The following is a 17,093-nucleotide window of genomic DNA, read 5'->3' on the forward strand; positions in this document are numbered from 1 at the left end:
GCTCCCAACTTAAACGGGAGGAGAATTCGATGACGAAGCATGCCGCCAGACCAGCAAGCCGCCGCCGAAATCGGACGTTGATGCTCACCGTCCCGCTGGTCGCCCTCGCACTTTGGTCGTGGGGGATCGATACGGCGCAGGCCGCAGAGCCGGGCAAGGACGCGACGGCGGCCGGCCTGCCGCGCATTCTCGTGCTTGCGACGGGAGGCACCATCGCAGGCCAGGCCGACGCCCGCGCGACCGGCGCGTACAAATCCGGCCAGATCACTGGCGAACAGTTGATGCAGTCGGTGCCGGGCCTGGACAAGCTCGCGAAGCTGAACGCCGAGCAGATTTCGTCGATCGGATCCCAGGACATGAACGACAAGGTCTGGTTTGCCCTGGCCCGCCGCATCCAGGACGCCTTCGACAAGAATGAAGCCGATGGAATCCTCATCACCCACGGCACGGATACGCTCGAGGAGACCGCGTTCTTTCTCGACAATGTCGTGCGCGGCGACAAGCCGGTGGTGATCGTCGGGTCGATGCGTCCGGCCACGGCGGTGAGTGCGGACGGCCCCGGCAATCTATACGAAGCGGTGCAGGTGGCGGCCGATCCGCGCTCTCGCGGCCGCGGCGTGATGGCCGTGCTGAACGACAAAATCCAAAGCGCCCGCTCGATCACCAAGACCAACACCACGAGCATCGAGACGTTCAGCTCCCCCAATGACGGCCCGATCGGCTATGTCGACACCGCCGGCGGCATCCGTTTCATGACCCAGGCCGGAGGCGTCAAGCGCGCGACCTATCAGCTCCCGGCAGGCGAGCAATTGCCCCGCGTCGAGATCGTCTATTCGCATGCCAACATGGACGCCGTTCCGATCGAGGACGCCATTTCCCACGGCGCCAAGGGCATCGTGCTGGCCGGCGTCGGCGACGGCAACACCTCGAAGCAGGCCCTCGATGCGCTCGAGGCGGCGGCGAAGAAGGGCATCATCGTCGTCCGCTCGACGCGGGTTCGATCCGGCTTCGTCACCCGGAATGTCGAGGTTGACGACGACAAGAACGGGTTCGTCGTGTCCGAGGATCTCAATCCGCAGAAGGCCCGTGTTCTCACCCAATTGCTCATCGCGGGCGGGGTGACAGGGCCGGCCGAGCTCCAGCGCGCCTTCACTGCAACGTGGTGATTGGGCAGGTCGTATCCTGCAGGGTGGGGTAGCGGTAACCCAGCCTGCGCTCCCGAAACGAAAAGGCGCTCCTCGCGGAGCGCCTTTTGCCTGTCGTAGAGAGTGTGGGCTGCTTAGCCCGAATAGTACATCTCGAACTCGACCGGGTGCGGGGTCATCTCGAAGCGGGCGACTTCGGTCATCTTCAGCTCGATGTAAGCGTCGATGAAGTCGTCGTCGAACACGCCGCCGTTTTTGAGGAAGCCGCGGTCCTTGTCGAGGTTTTCGAGCGCCTCGCGGAGCGAGCCGCACACGGTCGGGATCTGCTTCAGCTCTTCCTTCGGCAGGTCGTAGAGGTCCTTGTCCATCGCCGGACCCGGATCGATCTTGTTCTTGATGCCGTCGAGGCCGGCCATCAGCATCGCGGCGAAGCCGAGATAGGGATTGGCGAGCGGATCGGGGAAGCGCACCTCGACACGCTTGGCCTTCGGCGAAGCGGTGTAGGGGATGCGGCAGGAGGCCGAGCGGTTGCGCGCGGAGTAGGCGAGCAGCACGGGAGCCTCATAGCCCGGGACCAGGCGCTTGTAGGAGTTGGTCGACGGGTTGGTGAAGGCGTTGATCGCCTTGGCGTGCTTGATGATGCCGCCGATGTAGTGGAGGCAGGTCTCCGACAGGTCAGCGTACTTGTTGCCGGCGAACACCGGCTTGCCGTCCTTCCAGATCGACTGGTGCACGTGCATGCCCGAGCCGTTGTCGCCATAGACCGGCTTCGGCATGAAGGTGGCGGTCTTGCCGTAGATGTGCGCGACCTGGTGGATGCAGTACTTGTAGATCTGCATGTGGTCGGCCATCAGCGTCAGCGTGTCGAACTTCATGCCGAGCTCGTGCTGGGCGGACGCGACTTCGTGGTGATGCTTCTCGACCTTGACGCCCATCTTGGCCATGGCGCCGAGCATTTCGGAGCGCATGTCCTGCACGGAGTCCTGCGGCGGCACCGGGAAGTAGCCGCCCTTGGTGCGGACGCGGTGGCCGAGATTGCCGCCCTCATATTCGGTGTCGGAGTTGGTCGGCAGCTCCGAGGAGTCGAGACGGAAGCCGGTGCTGTAGGGGTTGGCGGAGAAGCGCACGTCGTCGAACACGAAGAACTCGGCTTCGGGGCCGACGAACACGCTGTCGCCCACGCCCATCGACTTCACCATGGCCTCGGCCTTCTTGGCGATGCCGCGGGGGTCGCGGTTGTAGGGCTCGCCGGTGGTCGGCTCGAGCACGTCGCAGGTGATGACCATGGTGGTCTCGGCGAAGAACGGGTCGATCGTCGCGGTCACCGGATCCGGCATCAGGCACATGTCGGACTCGTTGATCGCCTTCCAGCCGGCGATCGAGGAGCCGTCGAACATCGTCCCTTCGGCGAAAATGTCGTCATCGATCATGCTGACGTCGAACGTCACATGCTGCCACTTGCCGCGCGGATCGGTGAAGCGCAGGTCGACGTATTTGACGTCGTTGTCCTTGATCGATTTCAGGACGTCTTTGGCGGTCTTCATGCATACCCCTTTTGGCTCTGCGGGTCGGTTTCCAGGTGAGCAGGATTGTTCTCGCTTTTGGCGAGTTCGCGCGCGACCGCACAAACGAAATCAGGCCGCCGAAGCAGCCTTTTTCTTGTCGGAGTGTCGCAAAATGCGGGATAGCACCCGGCTCAGATAGCGTCCAGCCCGGATTCGCCGGTCCGGATGCGGATCGCCTCTTCGATATTGGAGACGAAAATCTTGCCGTCGCCGATGCGCCCGGTCTGCGCGGCGCGGCGGATCGCGTCGATGGCGCGCTCGACCAGATCGTCGCCGATCACGATCTCGATCTTCACCTTGGGCAGGAAGTCGACGATGTATTCTGCGCCGCGGTAAAGCTCGGCGTGACCCTTCTGCCGGCCAAAGCCCTTGGCCTCGGTCACCGTGATGCCTTGAAGGCCGACTTCCTGAAGCGCTTCCTTCACCTCGTCGAGCTTGAATGGCTTGATGATGGCTTCGATTTTCTTCACTGCGCGCCTCCCGGCCTTTCGATCAAATAGCAACGTCTTCGTCAGGATGCGCTTTTCTTAACGCACGATCTTGTCTTCGCTATGCCGGGATACCTGACCAGCCCGGCAACAACGGCCGGCCACACCCTGATAGAATGCCAGTGAGCACGACGAACCGAAGCGGCTTCCTCGAAAGCAGGGTCTATGCCAAGTTGCAAATGCCCTGATTATTGGAGCGTTATCAGCCTTTTAACGTGCATCTCTGATAGGTGGAGCCGACTGGCACAAAATACCCCAGACTACGAAATAGGCAATCAGTTCAATATCTGTGCAAATCGCTGTTCTGCCGGATGGGTCGGTACGGAACGTGCCTGTTGAAAAGGCGTTTGGACCAGGGAAGTGGCATGGAAGTTCTGACCAACGCTGAAATGCAGCGTGCCGACCAGCTCAGTATTGCGGCAGGCACGCCCGGCTTCAAGCTGATGCTCAGCGCGGGACAGGCGGTCGCGGAGGCCGCCAATGCGCTGGTGGAGGAGGGGCCGATCCTGATCGTGGCCGGTCCCGGCAACAATGGCGGCGACGGTTTTGTCGCAGCCGCCGAGCTCGCCGCGCAAGGCCGCGACGTCTCGGTGATCCTGATGTGCGAGCGCGACCAGCTCCAGGGTGACGCGGCCTCCGCGGCGCGCGGCTGGAAGCACCCGGTGCTGCCGTTCAATCCGCAGGCGATCGGAAGACCCGCGCTGATCATCGATGCGCTGTTCGGCGCGGGCCTCAGTCGCCCGGTCGACGGCGAGGCGCATGCGATGATCGAAGCGATCAACGCCAACGGCGCCCTGGTGCTCGCGGTCGACCTGCCGAGCGGCATCAACGGCACCAGCGCAGCCGTGATGGGCGCGGCGGTGAACGCCACCGAGACCGTCACCTTCTTCCGCAAGAAGCCGGCGCATTTGCTGCTGCCCGGCCGGATGCATTGCGGCCACGTGCGCGTTGCCGACATCGGCATCGACGCGCAGGTGCTGGACGAGATCGCGCCGCGGACCTTCGAGAACGATCCGGATTTCTGGGGCACCGCCTTTCCGGTGCCGCGCATCGACGGCCATAAATACGCACGGGGCCACGTGCTGGCGGTCTCGGGCGATGCCGCCGCGACCGGCGCGGCGCGGCTCGCTGCCCGTGGCGCGTTGCGGGCCGGGGCGGGCCTCGTGACGCTGGCGAGCCCGCGCGATGCGCTTGCGATCAATGCCAGCGCGCTGACTGCGGTGATGGTGCGTCCCGTCGACACCGCGATCGAGTTCGGCGAACTGCTCGGCGACAAGCACTACAACACCTGCCTGATCGGCCCCGGCGCGGGCGTCGGCGATCGCACCTGCGATCTGGTCCACACCGCGCTTCACGCGCAGCGGCATCTGGTGCTGGACGCGGATGCGCTGACGAGCTTTGCGGCAAATCCCGAGCGGCTGTTCGAATCGATCAAGTCCTCGCAGGACAGTGCGGTGGTGCTGACGCCGCACGAGGGTGAATTTCCGCGCCTGTTCTCCGACCTCAGCAATAAACATCCGGGCCGCTCGAAGCTGGAGCGCGTCCGTGCCGCCGCCGAGCGCTGCGGTGCGGTCGTGCTGCTGAAGGGGCCGGACACGACGATCGCCGCCCCCGACGGCCGCGCGACCATCGCCGCCAACGCGCCCCCCTGGCTCGCCACCGCCGGCGCCGGCGACGTGCTCGCCGGCATCATCGCAGGACTTCTGGCGCAGGGCGTGCCGGCCTTCGAGGCCGCCAGCATCGGCGTCTGGATGCATGGCGAGGCGGGAAGCGAGGCGGGCCCGGGGCTGATCGCGGAGGATCTCACCGAGACGCTGCCGGCCGTGCACCGGCGGATCTATAATGCGCTCGGGGTGGAGTACTGAGCTCGTCCGCCACCTGCGCGAAGTAGGGTGGGCAAAGCGAAGCGTGCCCACCGTCCTATCGACATCAGGAAAGAAATGGTGGGCACGGCGCGAAGAGCGCCTTTGCCCACCCTACAAAGCCGGTGCCCTCACTCCACCGCGTACCAGCGCACCAGCCGCGGTGCGGCCCAATCGGTCACGACGGATTCGATCAGCCAGGGGCCGGGTGAGGTCGCCGCGAACGCGATGCGCTGGGTCTGGCCGGGCTCGATTGCGAGCGTGTCGAGCCAGTAGGGCTTCCAGCCGTCGTCGAGCTTGTCGAGCAGGCGGAAATGATGGCCGTGCAGGTGAAACACGGTTGTGACCGGTCCGGGGTTCTTGAGGGCCAGCACGACGGTGCGGCCGGTCCTGGCGCGGAAGGCCGGATTGGAGGAGACGGAGAAGTTTGCGGGCCGTGTCCAGCCGGCCTCGGGCGCGCCGAGCGCGACATCGAACCGCAGGGCGCCTTTGAGGTCGAGCTTCTCGGGGAGGTCGTTCAGGGGGAGCGGCTGTGGCGGCAGCAGCGGCGCGCGCCGCTCGAGCTTGCCTGATATTGCGAGGCTCCCGACCTGGCGCGCCTCTTTGCCGTCATGCAACAGGAGTGGGGCCGATTTGGCCGCATCCACGAAGGCGTCGGCGCGCGCGCCGGGGGCGAGCACCAGGGCGCCGTTGCGCGCCGGGAACGGCTCGGCCGGCTGTCCGTCCAGGGCCATCACCTGGACCTCGTGGCCTTCCAATTTGATCGCCAGAACAGAACGTCGCGAGCCGTTGATAAAGCGCAGCCGCAGCCGCTCGCCGGCCGCGGCTGAGAGTTCGAATGAAGTCCGGCCATTGAGGGTAAAGAGCGGTGTCGTGTTCTCGGGCGCGCGGCCGGGCGGAAGCGCGGTCCCATCCGGCCGCAGCCGCCATTCCTCGATCAACAAGACCTCGTCGCGGTCGACGGCGACGCGATTCGTCTCGCCGGCGATGATCGGAAGCGGGCGCGCGGGCAGCTTCAGACCGTCTTCGAAGAGGCGGAAGTCGGCTGCCAAAGTTCCTGCATTTGATATTGAAACAATTGAGGTTTCAGTCACATCCGGCGCGGTCGGCGCACGCCCTCGCAACGGGTCGGCCGCGGCCGGGCCGTTCAGGCCGTACCAGACTGGCGCAAGCGGGACAGGCAGGTCGTTCCGAAACACAACCTCGCAGCGGTCGCCTCGCTTGAGACGGACGTTCCCGATGTGGCTTACGGCGGCCAGCTCCCAGATCGGTGTCGCCGGCTGACCCGGCCTGAGCGCCAGGGTTGCCGGCCTTGCCTGCAGGGTGAGCTGGGCGGTGACAGCGGGGGCCGCACCGCCGGCGATCAGCCCGGCCGCGGAGGCTCCAATTCCGGCTCCAAGTCCGGCTCCAAGTCCGGCCAAAACCTCGCGCCGGGTCGGGTCAAAGATCCGCGTTTTCATGGCTCGATGCGGACCATGAAGCGCTGGATAAGTCCAGCCGTCGCGCCTACTTAAAGCCTGTCTCTATCGGGCCATTTTTTTGCTGCGAACAGTCAGGCACATGCTATAAGCCCGGCCGCCCGCGGCATCGCGGCCGGTCTTGATGCAAATTCACGCGGGCGTGGCGGAACTGGTAGACGCGCTGGATTTAGGTTCCAGTGACGAAAGTTGTGGGGGTTCGAGTCCCTCCGCCCGCACCAAGCGCTTTCAGCGTTTGCACGGATTACCGAAGGGCTGCTTCCTCACGGAGTGTTTCCGGCGGAAGTGGTCCGATGAACCACCGGCGTTGAGGCGTCTTGCCTCGCGCCGGTTCGATTAATGACAGCGTCCCGACGCATGCGTGCCGGGACCGAGCGAGAAGAAGATTGGACGCCATGCAGGTCACAGAAACCCTCTCGGAAGGTTTGAAGCACGAGTTCAAGATCAGCGTTCCCGCGTCTGATCTCGACGCCAAGGCCGGTGCCAAACTCGTCGATCTCAAGGACAAGGTCCGCATCAACGGCTTCCGTCCCGGCAAGGTGCCGGTCGCTCACCTGAAGAAGGTCTATGGCCGTTCGGTGATGGCCGAGACCATCGACCAGACCATCCGCGACACCAACACGCAGCTGTTCTCGGACCGTGGCTTCAAGCTTGCGACCGAGCCGAAGATCACCATGCCGAGCGAGCAGGCCGAGGTCGAGGAGCTGCTGAACGGCAAGACCGATCTGACCTACACGGTCGCGATCGAAGTGGTGCCCGCGATTGCGCTCGCCGACTTCAAGTCCTTCCAGGTCGAGAAGCCCGTCGCTGACGTGTCCGACACCGACGTCGACGAAGCCATCAAGCGCATCGCCGACACCAACCGCGGCTATGCAGCCAAGGCCGAGGGTGCCAAGGCCGAGTCGGGCGACCGCGTCACCATCAGCTTCAAGGGCACCATCAACGGCGAAGTCTTCGAGGGCGGCACCGGCGAGGGCATCCAGGTCGTGATCGGTTCCAATACCTTCATCCCCGGCTTCGAGGAGCAGCTCACCGGCATCGGCGCGGACGAGACGCGCACGCTGAAGGTGTCGTTCCCCAAGAACTACATGAACGACAAGCTCGCCGGCCAGCCGGCCGAGTTCGAGACCACCGCGACCTCGATCGAGGCGCCGCAGGACGTCGCGATCGACGACGAGTTCGCCAAGACGCTTGGCCTCGAATCGCTGGACAAGCTGAAGGAAGCCGCGCGCGAGCGTCTGGCTGCCGAGTTCGCCGGCGCGACGCGCCAGCGCGTCAAGCGTGCGCTGCTCGACCGCCTCGACGAGGCGCATCGCTTCGAAGCGCCGCCGTCGCTCGTCGACGAGGAGTTCAATCTGATGTGGAACTCGGTCAAGGCCGAGATGGATTCGGCCGGCAAGACCTTCGCGGACGAGGATACCACCGAAGACAAGGCCAAGGACGAGTACCGCAAGATCGCCGACCGCCGCGTGCGGCTCGGCCTCGTGCTGTCCGAGATCGGCGAGAAGAACAAGATCACCGTGACCGACGACGAGGTCGGCCGCGCCGTGATCGAGCGCGCGCGCTCGATGCCGGGCCGCGAGAAGGAAGTCTGGGACTATTACCGCAACAACGCCCAGGCCCTGGCCCAGCTTCGTGCACCGATCTACGAGGACAAGGTCGTCGACTTCATCCTCGAGCTCGCCAACGTGACCGAGAAGAAGGTCTCGCGCGAGGACCTGTACAAGGACGAGGACGCGGAAAAGACCGCGGCCTGAAGGCTTTGAAAAAGCCTTCCATTAAGGATGATCAGCGAAGGGGCCCGGCTAGCCATCTGGCTGGCTGGGCCTGTTTGCGAGAATCAGCTTCAAGTGCCCCGTGGATTAAGCCTTAATTCGCTCCGCACTTGTCTGGCGCGAATTGGGCTATATCTGTCGGTACGCCCTGTACCCAAGTCTTATACCAAGCGTTCTACCTCTACCCACTTCCTGCATCACTGGCGTCCATCGGCCTTCCGGCAAACCCAGCCAAGCTGGCAGCCAAGACTGGCAATGTCCGCCTCCTAAAACCCTAGGTGACTCATGCGCGATCCGGTTGAAACCTACATGAACCTCGTGCCCATGGTGGTCGAGCAGACCAACCGTGGCGAGCGCGCCTACGATATCTTCTCGCGCCTGTTGAAGGAGCGCATCATTTTCCTGACCGGTCCGGTCGAGGACGGCATGTCGACGCTGGTGGTCGCGCAGCTCCTGTTCCTTGAAGCGGAAAATCCGAAGAAGGAAATCTCGATGTACATCAACTCGCCGGGCGGCGTGGTGACGTCGGGCCTCGCGATCTACGACACCATGCAGTTCATCCGCCCGCCGGTCTCGACGCTGTGCACGGGCCAGGCCGCCTCGATGGGCTCGCTGCTGCTCGCCGCCGGCGAGAAGGACATGCGCTTCTCGCTGCCGAACGCGCGCATCATGGTGCATCAGCCCTCCGGCGGCTTCCAGGGCCAGGCAACCGACATCATGCTGCACGCGCAGGAAATCCTGAACCTGAAGAAGCGGCTCAACGAGATCTACGTGAAGCACACCGGTCAGACCTACAAGACGATCGAGGACGCGCTGGAACGCGACAAGTTCCTCACGGCCAACGACGCGAGGGACTTCGGCCTGGTCGACAAGGTTATCGACAAGCGCTCCGAGGAGCCGGCGGCGAAGCCGCAGTAGCGCGAACGCGGCTGCAAAATCGATCCCTGGAATACCTTTGGGGATTTCCCGGGATCGTCAGGGCGACGTTGACGTTAACGGCGTACTACGCAGGGGCGCAAAAAGCAGTCTTGCGCCCCGCGACAGGCAGAAAGTTCCGCTTTCGTGCTTGTTTTTCGTGGCAATCCAGCAACTCCGGGGCGATTTCGATCACTTCGTCCGTGCCAAGACGTGAAATCACGGTATTGTCACGGGTAGCCAGCGCCCCCTCGATTAGCGAATTCTTGATAGTCGGGTGACAGCATGGTTGGCTACGATTGATCGGCTATGATCGCGGAGAATCGAGTGACCGTGATTCGCACGGGATGTAACGCGTAGGGTCTTTTTTGGTACGGAATTTGCTCTATTTGAACTTCATACGGCCTGCGTGCCGGAATGGAGCGATCGAGCGGAGCGGGATCGAACCGCGGACGGAGACATGAATGAGTAAGGTCGGCACGAGCGACTCCAAGAACACACTGTATTGCTCGTTCTGCGGCAAGAGCCAGCACGAAGTCCGCAAACTGATCGCGGGTCCCACGGTCTTCATCTGCGACGAGTGCGTTGAGCTCTGCATGGACATCATCCGCGAGGAGAACAAATCCTCGCTCGTGAAGTCGCGCGACGGCATTCCGACGCCGAAGGAAATCTGCAAGGTCCTGGACGATTACGTCATCGGCCAGAGCCATGCGAAGAAGGTCCTGTCGGTCGCGGTGCACAATCACTACAAGCGCCTCAACCACCAGACCAAGCACAACGACGTCGAGCTCGCGAAGTCGAACATCCTGCTGATCGGTCCGACCGGTTCGGGCAAGACGCTGCTCGCGCAGACGCTCGCCCGCATCCTGGACGTGCCGTTCACGATGGCCGATGCAACGACGCTGACCGAAGCCGGCTATGTCGGCGAGGACGTCGAGAACATCATCCTGAAGCTGCTCCAGGCCGCCGACTACAATGTCGAGCGCGCCCAGCGCGGCATCGTCTACATCGACGAAATCGACAAGATCAGCCGCAAGTCCGACAATCCCTCGATCACGCGCGACGTGTCGGGTGAGGGCGTGCAGCAGGCGCTGCTGAAGATCATGGAAGGCACGGTGGCCTCGGTCCCGCCGCAGGGTGGCCGCAAGCATCCGCAGCAGGAGTTCCTGCAGGTGGATACCACCAACATCCTGTTCATCTGCGGCGGTGCGTTCGCCGGCCTCGAGAAGATCATCTCGGCGCGCGGGCGGTCGACCTCGATCGGCTTCGCCGCCCAGGTGCTCGCGCCGGAGGATCGCCGTACCGGCGAGATCTTCCGTCACGTCGAGCCTGAGGACCTCCTGAAGTACGGTCTCATCCCCGAATTCGTCGGCCGTCTGCCGGTCGTGGCGACGCTCGAGGATCTGGACGAGACCTCGCTGAAGAAGATCCTGACCGAGCCGAAGAACGCGCTGGTGAAACAGTACCAGCGGCTGTTCGAGATGGAGAACATCGAGCTGACCTTCGCCGACGAGGCGCTTGGCGCGGTCGCCCGCAAGGCGATCGAGCGCAAGACCGGCGCGCGTGGTCTGCGTTCGATCCTCGAGGCGATCCTGCTCGAGACCATGTTCGACCTGCCGGGCCTGGAAGGTGTGGAAGAAGTCGTGATTTCCCGCGAAGTCGTGGAAGGTACGGCGCGTCCGCTCTACATCTACGCCGATCGGTCCGATCGCGCCGTCGAGAACGCCAGCGCCTGATTTGCGGCGCTGGAACGCTCCAATCGTCTTTGACAGTAGCGGCTGCGGAATGGTTCTCCGCAGCCGATGTTGCGTCGCTTATACGCGTGCGTAAGCGCCTGATGGCGCGCGTCTTTCAATGACTTGACACCCCCCCGGTCGATAGCCACCTAATGTCGGCGGCGAGCGAGAATTCTCTTCAAGATTCGCCTCAGTTCCGATCCGGCAAGCCCGGTCCAACCTTCGAATGGTAGGCCGGTTTTCTGGATCACCTCGGCACCTTGTGGCGGTTGCGCATGAGAGAAGCGGACTGCGTGCGAGGGGGCAAAGCAAAAGGAAAAGGCCATGACTAATCCCAAACCCCGGCCAACCATCGTCCATGGCGAAACGCACGCCTATCCCGTGCTGCCGCTGCGCGACATCGTCGTCTTCCCGCACATGATCGTTCCGCTCTTCGTCGGTCGCGAGAAGTCGATCCGCGCGCTCGAAGAGGTGATGAAGAACGACGCGCTGATCATGCTCGCGACGCAGAAGAACGCGTCCGACGATGATCCGGCGCCCGACGCCATTTACGAGACCGGTACGCTCGCCAGCGTGCTTCAGCTCTTGAAGCTTCCCGACGGCACCGTGAAGGTGCTGGTCGAAGGGCTCGAGCGTGCGCGCGTGCAGAAATACACCGATCGCAGCGAGTACTACGAAGCGACCGCGATTGCGCTCGCCGACACCGATGCGAAGTCGGTCGAGGCGGAGGCACTGTCGCGCTCGGTCGTGTCCGACTTCGAGAGCTATGTGAAGCTCAACAAGAAGATCTCGGCCGAGGTCGTCGGCGTCGTGCAGGCGATCACCGATTTCGCCAAGCTCGCCGACACCGTTGCCTCGCATCTCGCCGTCAAGATCGCGGACCGCCAGGGCATCCTGGAGACGCTGTCCGTCACCACGCGCCTCGAGAAGGTGCTGGGCCTGATGGAGAGCGAGATCTCGGTGCTGCAGGTCGAGAAGCGCATCCGCTCGCGCGTCAAGCGCCAGATGGAGAAGACCCAGCGCGAGTATTATCTCAACGAGCAGATGAAGGCGATCCAGAAGGAGCTCGGCGACGACGACGGTCGCGACGAGCTCGCCGATCTCGAAGAGAAGATCTCCAAGACCAAGCTCTCCAAGGAAGCGCGCGAGAAGGCGCAGCACGAATTGAAGAAGCTGCGCCAGATGTCGCCGATGTCCGCGGAAGCGACCGTCGTGCGCAACTATCTGGATTGGCTGCTGTCGATCCCGTGGAACAAGAAGTCCAAGGTGAAGAAGGATCTGGAAGCCGCGCAGTCGGTTCTGGATGCCGATCACTACGGGCTGGAGAAGGTCAAGGACCGTATCGTCGAGTATCTCGCGGTGCAGTCGCGCGCCAACAAGCTGACGGGCCCGATCCTGTGCCTCGTCGGACCTCCCGGCGTCGGCAAGACCTCGCTCGGCAAGTCGATCGCGAAGGCGACCGGGCGCGAATTCGTGCGCGTCTCGCTCGGCGGCGTGCGCGACGAGGCCGAGATCCGCGGTCACCGCCGCACCTATATCGGCTCGATGCCCGGCAAGATCATCCAGTCGATGCGGAAGGCGAAGTCGTCCAATCCGCTGTTCCTGCTGGACGAGATCGACAAGATGGGCGCCGATTTCCGCGGCGATCCGTCTTCGGCGCTGCTCGAGGTCCTCGACCCCGAGCAGAACGGGACCTTCAACGACCACTACCTCGAGGTCGACTACGATCTGTCCAACGTGATGTTCATCACGACCGCGAATACGCTCAATATTCCGGGACCGCTGATGGACCGCATGGAGATCATCCGGATCGCGGGCTACACCGAGAACGAGAAGGTCGAGATCGCACGCAAGCATCTGATCCCGAACGCGGTGTCCAAGCACGGCCTGGACTCCAAGGAGTTCTCGATCGACGACGACGCGCTGCTGCTGTTGATCCGCCGCTACACCCGCGAAGCGGGCGTGCGTAATCTGGAGCGTGAGCTCTCCACACTCGCCCGCAAGGCGGTGAAGGAGCTGATGATCTCCAAGAAGAAGTCGGTCAAGGTCACCGAGAAGACTCTGGAAGAGTTGCTCGGCGTGCCGAAGTACCGCTTCGGCGAGATCGAGAGCGAGCCGCAGGTCGGTATCGTCACGGGCCTTGCCTGGACCGATGTCGGCGGTGAGCTGTTGACGATCGAAGGCGTCATGATGCCCGGCAAGGGCAAGATGACGGTCACGGGCAATCTGCGCGACGTGATGAAGGAATCGATCTCGGCGGCGGCGTCCTACGTGCGCTCGCGTGCGATCGTCTACGGCATCGAGCCGCCGCTGTTCGACCGGCGCGACATACACGTGCACGTGCCGGAAGGCGCGACGCCGAAGGACGGTCCGTCGGCGGGTGTGGCGATGGCCACCGCGATCATCTCGGTCATGACCGGCATTCCGGTCCGCCACGATGTCGCGATGACCGGCGAGATCACGCTGCGCGGCCGCGTGCTGCCGATCGGCGGCCTCAAGGAGAAGCTGCTGGCCGCTGCCCGCGGCGGCATCAAGACGGTGCTGATCCCCGAGGACAACGCCAAGGATCTCACGGAGATTTCCGATGCGATCAAGGGCGGCATGGAGATCATCCCGGTGTCGCGTCTGGACGACGTCGTCGCCAAGGCCTTGGTGAAGAAGCCGGTGCCGATCGTCTGGGAAGAGGATACCAAGGTGACGGTGAAGCCGGACGGGGACGAGGCCGCCGGCGGACTGACCGCTCACTAAGGTTCAGCGAAAGATGATAAAACGGCGCCTTCGGGCGCCGTTTTTGTTTGGGGCGCAGGGGATCAGGGCGATGCAGATCGACGGGCAATGCCATTGCGGGCAGGTCACCTTTGAGGCTGAGATCGACCCCGAGACGGTGTCGGTCTGCCATTGCCGGGACTGCCAGACCCTGACGGGATCGCCGTTCCGGGTGACCGCGATCTGCACCAAGGCGGACGTGCACGTGATCAGCGGTACGCCAAAAGTCTACGGCAAGCGCGGCGACAACGGCCGGATGCGCTTCCAGCACTTCTGCTCCGACTGCGGTTCCCCGCTGTTCACCAGCGGCGAGGGCGACCAGGCCGACGATTGGGGCATCCGCTGGGGCTCAATCCGCCAGCGCGACAAATTGGGTCCCGTCAGGCAGATCTGGTGCCAGTCGGCGGCGGTGTGGATCGACGCGGTGCCGCTGCTGCCGGGGAGGCCGGGGGATTAGGCTGGCTTGGCAAGCCGAAGCTCGCCGCAAAAAGCCCGCCGTGGCAGCCTGCGTCGCTGCGCGAGCGCAGGCTGGTGGGCGGTCACGGATTCGAACCGCGGACCCTCTCGGTGTAAACGAGATGCTCTAACCAGCTGAGCTAACCGCCCCAAGGCGCCTCTTTAGCCCTCCCGCGGGTGTTCGAGCAAGACCCGAGCGCATTGCAAATAGGGCTTGAGCAAAGACCGGCTTTGTGATGATTGTCACAGGCGTCCGCCCACGAGTCGGCCAATGTCCACCGCAATTCACGATGGACGGGTGGCCAATGTGTGCTCTGCTGGACCTCATCTACCGACATTGTTGCCGGGCGTGTTGCGCGAAGCGCGACGCATGAGCCGCCGCGGCTCAATCATTCCAATTTGGTAGTTCCGGCTGACGGCGTGCCGATCTGGCGGCTGTCTGCCTCGTTGCGCCTGACATCGGACGCCCACGAGTCGCCCTCCAAGGGTCCAAAATTGCCCTTTTTCGGTCATCTTTTTGATCGCCATCCGAACCACCGTTACGGCTCCCTGTGGCAGCGTGGAGTATCGCCGTGATGAGTGATCTTCGCATCAAGCTGGAAAGGTACGAGTCGAAAGCCGCCCACTGCATGAAAGCGGCTCAAGAAGCTTCTGATGAGGCCGGTCGGGCCTTCTACGAGGAGCTTGCCAACTATTACGACGAGCTGGCAGCCGACTTTCGCCGCGTCCTTGCCAAGCGAACCGGAGTTTCGCTCGCGGCCGAATGATCCGGCGTAGCGCAGGTCGACAGTTGAAGACCTCAGCGTCCGTCAACCTCTGACGCCGTGCCGTGCGGCGTGAACGCAAGAACGTCTCGCTGACAGGTGGACCGAACAGGCCGCCTCAGTTGACGGCGTCCTTGCTTTTCGGCATCGGGGTCTTTCGACCAAGCTGCCGGAGGGGATCCATGGAACAGCCAAGCGGACACGAGCAAAACGCCGATCAGATCGCCTATTGGAACGGTCCGAGCGGGCAGCGCTGGGCCGATCGGCACGCTGCCCAGGAAAGCCTGCTCGGACCCATCGCCGACGTGCTGATCGACCGCGCCAGGCCGAAGCCGGGCGAGCGCGTGCTCGACGTCGGCTGCGGCTCCGGTGCGACGACGTTCGCGTTCGCGAAGGCGGTCGCGCCTGATGGCTTCGCGCTCGGCCTCGATGTTTCCGACCCCATGCTGTCGCAGGCGCGCGCGTTTGCCCCAAAAGGCCTGCCGCTCGATTTCGTGCTGGCGGATGCGACCGTCCATCCGTTCGAGCCGGCGAGCTTTGACCTGTTGGCGTCGCGCTTCGGCGTGATGTTCTTTGCCGATCCCATTGCGTCCTTCACCAATCTCCGCCGCGCGCTGAAGCCGACCGGACGGCTCGCCTTCGCCTGCTGGCGCGAGCCAAAGGAAAATCCGTGGATGATGGCGCCGCTGATGGCGGTCTACAAACATGTCCCGAAGATGCCGCCGGTCGGGCCGGAAGAGCCGGGCCCGTTCGCGTTTGCCTCGGAGGAGCGCGTGATGCGTATCCTGAAGGGCGCCGGCTTCGTGGACGTGGCGATGGAGCCGCACAATCTCGCGATGGATGTCGCCATCGGCGGCGGCCTCGATGCCGCCGTCGACGGCGCGCTCCAGATCGGCCCAGCCAGCCGCGCGCTGCAAGGCCATCCGCCGGAGACCTATGCTGCGGCAAAAGCCTCGATCCGCGAGATGCTCGCGCCGTTCATGAAGGGGCAGAACGTGGCGCTGCAGGGCGCGATCTGGATCGTCACGGCGAAGGCGGCGTAGGCGGCGCTCTATCCACCGTTATTGCGAGCGTAGCGAAGCAATCCAGACTGCCTCCGCGGAGGCAGTCTGGATTGCTTCGTCGCTTTGCTCCTCGCAATGACGGCGTGGATGGGCCTGTGAGGCCTACACCACATCATCCGGCGCCAGCGCGCAGCCGTTGTCGGGATGCGTCTCGATCTGAAGCGTTGTGTGGCCGATGCGGAAGGACGCCCTCAGCATCTGCGCCGTCTCCATCAGGAATGCATCGCCGGCGCCGGTGGGCATCACGAGATGGCAGGTCAGCGCCGTCTCGGTGGTCGAGATCGGCCAGACGTGGAGATCGTGGATTCCCGAGACGCCGGGCCGCTCCAGCAGAAAGATCTTGATCGCGGCGATGTCGGTGCCCTTGGGCGCCGCGGCCATCGACATGTCGATGGAGCCGCGCAGCAGGCTGGTGGTGCTCCAGAGGATGGTGGCGCAGATGACGAGGCTGGTGACGGGATCGAGCCAGAGCCAGCCGGTCCAGATGATCAGCGCTGCCGAGATCACGACGCCGAGCGAGACCGCGGCGTCGGCCGCCATGTGCAGATAGGCGCCTTCGATGTTGATGTCGTCCTTGCGTCCGCGCGCGAACAGCATGGCGGTAAAACCGTTGATGAGAATGCCGATACCGGCGACCACCATTACCGTGACGCCCGCAACCGGCTCCGGCTCGCGGAGCCGCAAGATCGCCTCCCAGCCGATCGCCCCTGTTGCGACCAGCAGGAACACTGCATTTGCCAGCGCCGCCAGGATGGTGGAGGCACGAAAACCGTAGGTGAAGCGGCCGCTCGGCGCGCGCCTTGCCGCGATCGATGCGCACCAGGCCACGACCAAGCCGAGCACGTCGCTGAGGTTATGGCCGGCATCGGCGAGCAGCGCGGTGGAGTTGCCGATATAGCCGTAGATCGCCTCGGCCACGACCAGCGCGGTGTTGAGCGAAATGCCGATCGCGAATGCCGTGCCGAAATTGGCGGGCGCATGGACATGCGCGTGGCCAGGACCGTGGTTATGCCCGTGGTCATGCCCATGGCCGGCATGATCATGGTGGTGGTGACCGTGATGGTCGTGGCTGCCCAAAT

General features: G+C 63.9%; 13 protein-coding genes and 2 tRNA genes. 10 read left to right on the forward strand and 5 right to left on the reverse strand.

What is annotated here, in order from left to right; all coding sequences use genetic code 11:
* Positions 1–29: 29 nt before the first annotated feature.
* Positions 30–1,166, forward strand: a complete 1,137-nt coding sequence (locus AC5ZFO_RS10995) for an asparaginase (protein WP_282523452.1) — start codon at positions 30–32, stop codon at positions 1,164–1,166.
* A gap of 113 nt (positions 1,167–1,279) precedes the next feature.
* On the opposite strand, the gene glnA is transcribed toward AC5ZFO_RS10995, so the two are convergent.
* Together glnA and AC5ZFO_RS11005 are read right to left on the reverse strand one after the other, a co-directional pair.
* Positions 1,280–2,689 carry a type I glutamate--ammonia ligase gene (gene glnA / locus AC5ZFO_RS11000; protein ID WP_254120141.1) on the reverse strand — a complete coding sequence of 470 codons (1,410 nt, stop codon included), beginning with the start codon at positions 2,687–2,689 and terminating at the stop codon, positions 1,280–1,282.
* Positions 2,690–2,841: 152 nt separating this feature from the next.
* Positions 2,842–3,180 (reverse strand): P-II family nitrogen regulator, encoded by a 339-nt coding sequence (locus AC5ZFO_RS11005; protein WP_007603495.1) that lies wholly within the window; start codon positions 3,178–3,180, stop codon positions 2,842–2,844.
* Positions 3,181–3,563: 383 nt separating this feature from the next.
* Between AC5ZFO_RS11005 and AC5ZFO_RS11010 the strand changes: the two genes are divergently transcribed.
* On the forward strand, positions 3,564–5,063 hold the full coding sequence (locus AC5ZFO_RS11010; protein WP_282523451.1) for an NAD(P)H-hydrate dehydratase: 1,500 nt from the start codon (positions 3,564–3,566) through the stop codon (positions 5,061–5,063).
* A 128-nt stretch (positions 5,064–5,191) separates the two neighbouring features.
* On the opposite strand, the gene AC5ZFO_RS11015 is transcribed toward AC5ZFO_RS11010, so the two are convergent.
* Entirely contained in the window at positions 5,192–6,520 is a 1,329-nt protein-coding gene (locus tag AC5ZFO_RS11015) for a multicopper oxidase family protein (RefSeq protein WP_282523450.1), read from the reverse strand.
* A gap of 154 nt (positions 6,521–6,674) precedes the next feature.
* Between AC5ZFO_RS11015 and AC5ZFO_RS11020 the strand changes: the two genes are divergently transcribed.
* The 6 genes from AC5ZFO_RS11020 (at position 6,675) to AC5ZFO_RS11045 (ending at position 14,187) form a co-directional block, all read left to right on the forward strand.
* Positions 6,675–6,759 (forward strand) — tRNA-Leu (locus tag AC5ZFO_RS11020).
* Positions 6,760–6,933: 174 nt separating this feature from the next.
* A complete protein-coding gene (gene tig / locus AC5ZFO_RS11025; RefSeq protein WP_282523449.1) occupies positions 6,934–8,295 on the forward strand; it encodes a trigger factor in 1,362 nt (453 codons plus the stop codon).
* Between the two features lie 303 nt (positions 8,296–8,598).
* Positions 8,599–9,231: an ATP-dependent Clp protease proteolytic subunit gene (locus tag AC5ZFO_RS11030; protein ID WP_282523448.1), complete on the forward strand. Its 633-nt coding sequence runs from the start codon at positions 8,599–8,601 to the stop codon at positions 9,229–9,231.
* 461 nt (positions 9,232–9,692) lie between these two features.
* Complete coding sequence (gene clpX / locus AC5ZFO_RS11035; protein WP_014494834.1) at positions 9,693–10,964, forward strand: ATP-dependent Clp protease ATP-binding subunit ClpX; 1,272 nt, start codon at positions 9,693–9,695, stop codon at positions 10,962–10,964.
* Positions 10,965–11,288: 324 nt separating this feature from the next.
* Entirely contained in the window at positions 11,289–13,712 is a 2,424-nt protein-coding gene (gene lon / locus AC5ZFO_RS11040; protein WP_282523447.1) for an endopeptidase La, read from the forward strand.
* 70 nt (positions 13,713–13,782) lie between these two features.
* Positions 13,783–14,187 carry a GFA family protein gene (locus tag AC5ZFO_RS11045; protein ID WP_496122077.1) on the forward strand — a complete coding sequence of 135 codons (405 nt, stop codon included), beginning with the start codon at positions 13,783–13,785 and terminating at the stop codon, positions 14,185–14,187.
* 72 nt (positions 14,188–14,259) lie between these two features.
* Here AC5ZFO_RS11045 and AC5ZFO_RS11050 read toward each other — a convergent pair.
* Positions 14,260–14,336, reverse strand: a tRNA-Val gene (locus tag AC5ZFO_RS11050).
* Positions 14,337–14,761: 425 nt separating this feature from the next.
* Here AC5ZFO_RS11050 and AC5ZFO_RS11055 point away from each other — a divergent pair.
* Both AC5ZFO_RS11055 and AC5ZFO_RS11060 read left to right on the forward strand, forming a co-directional pair.
* Positions 14,762–14,953 (forward strand): hypothetical protein, encoded by a 192-nt coding sequence (locus tag AC5ZFO_RS11055; RefSeq protein ID WP_282523445.1) that lies wholly within the window; start codon positions 14,762–14,764, stop codon positions 14,951–14,953.
* A gap of 179 nt (positions 14,954–15,132) precedes the next feature.
* Positions 15,133–15,993 (forward strand): class I SAM-dependent methyltransferase, encoded by an 861-nt coding sequence (locus AC5ZFO_RS11060; RefSeq protein ID WP_282523444.1) that lies wholly within the window; start codon positions 15,133–15,135, stop codon positions 15,991–15,993.
* A 123-nt stretch (positions 15,994–16,116) separates the two neighbouring features.
* On the opposite strand, the gene AC5ZFO_RS11065 is transcribed toward AC5ZFO_RS11060, so the two are convergent.
* Entirely contained in the window at positions 16,117–17,091 is a 975-nt protein-coding gene (locus tag AC5ZFO_RS11065; RefSeq protein WP_282523443.1) for a cation diffusion facilitator family transporter, read from the reverse strand.
* Positions 17,092–17,093: the final 2 nt, after the last annotated feature.

This window comes from Bradyrhizobium sp. Unk1 (genome assembly GCF_059512345.1).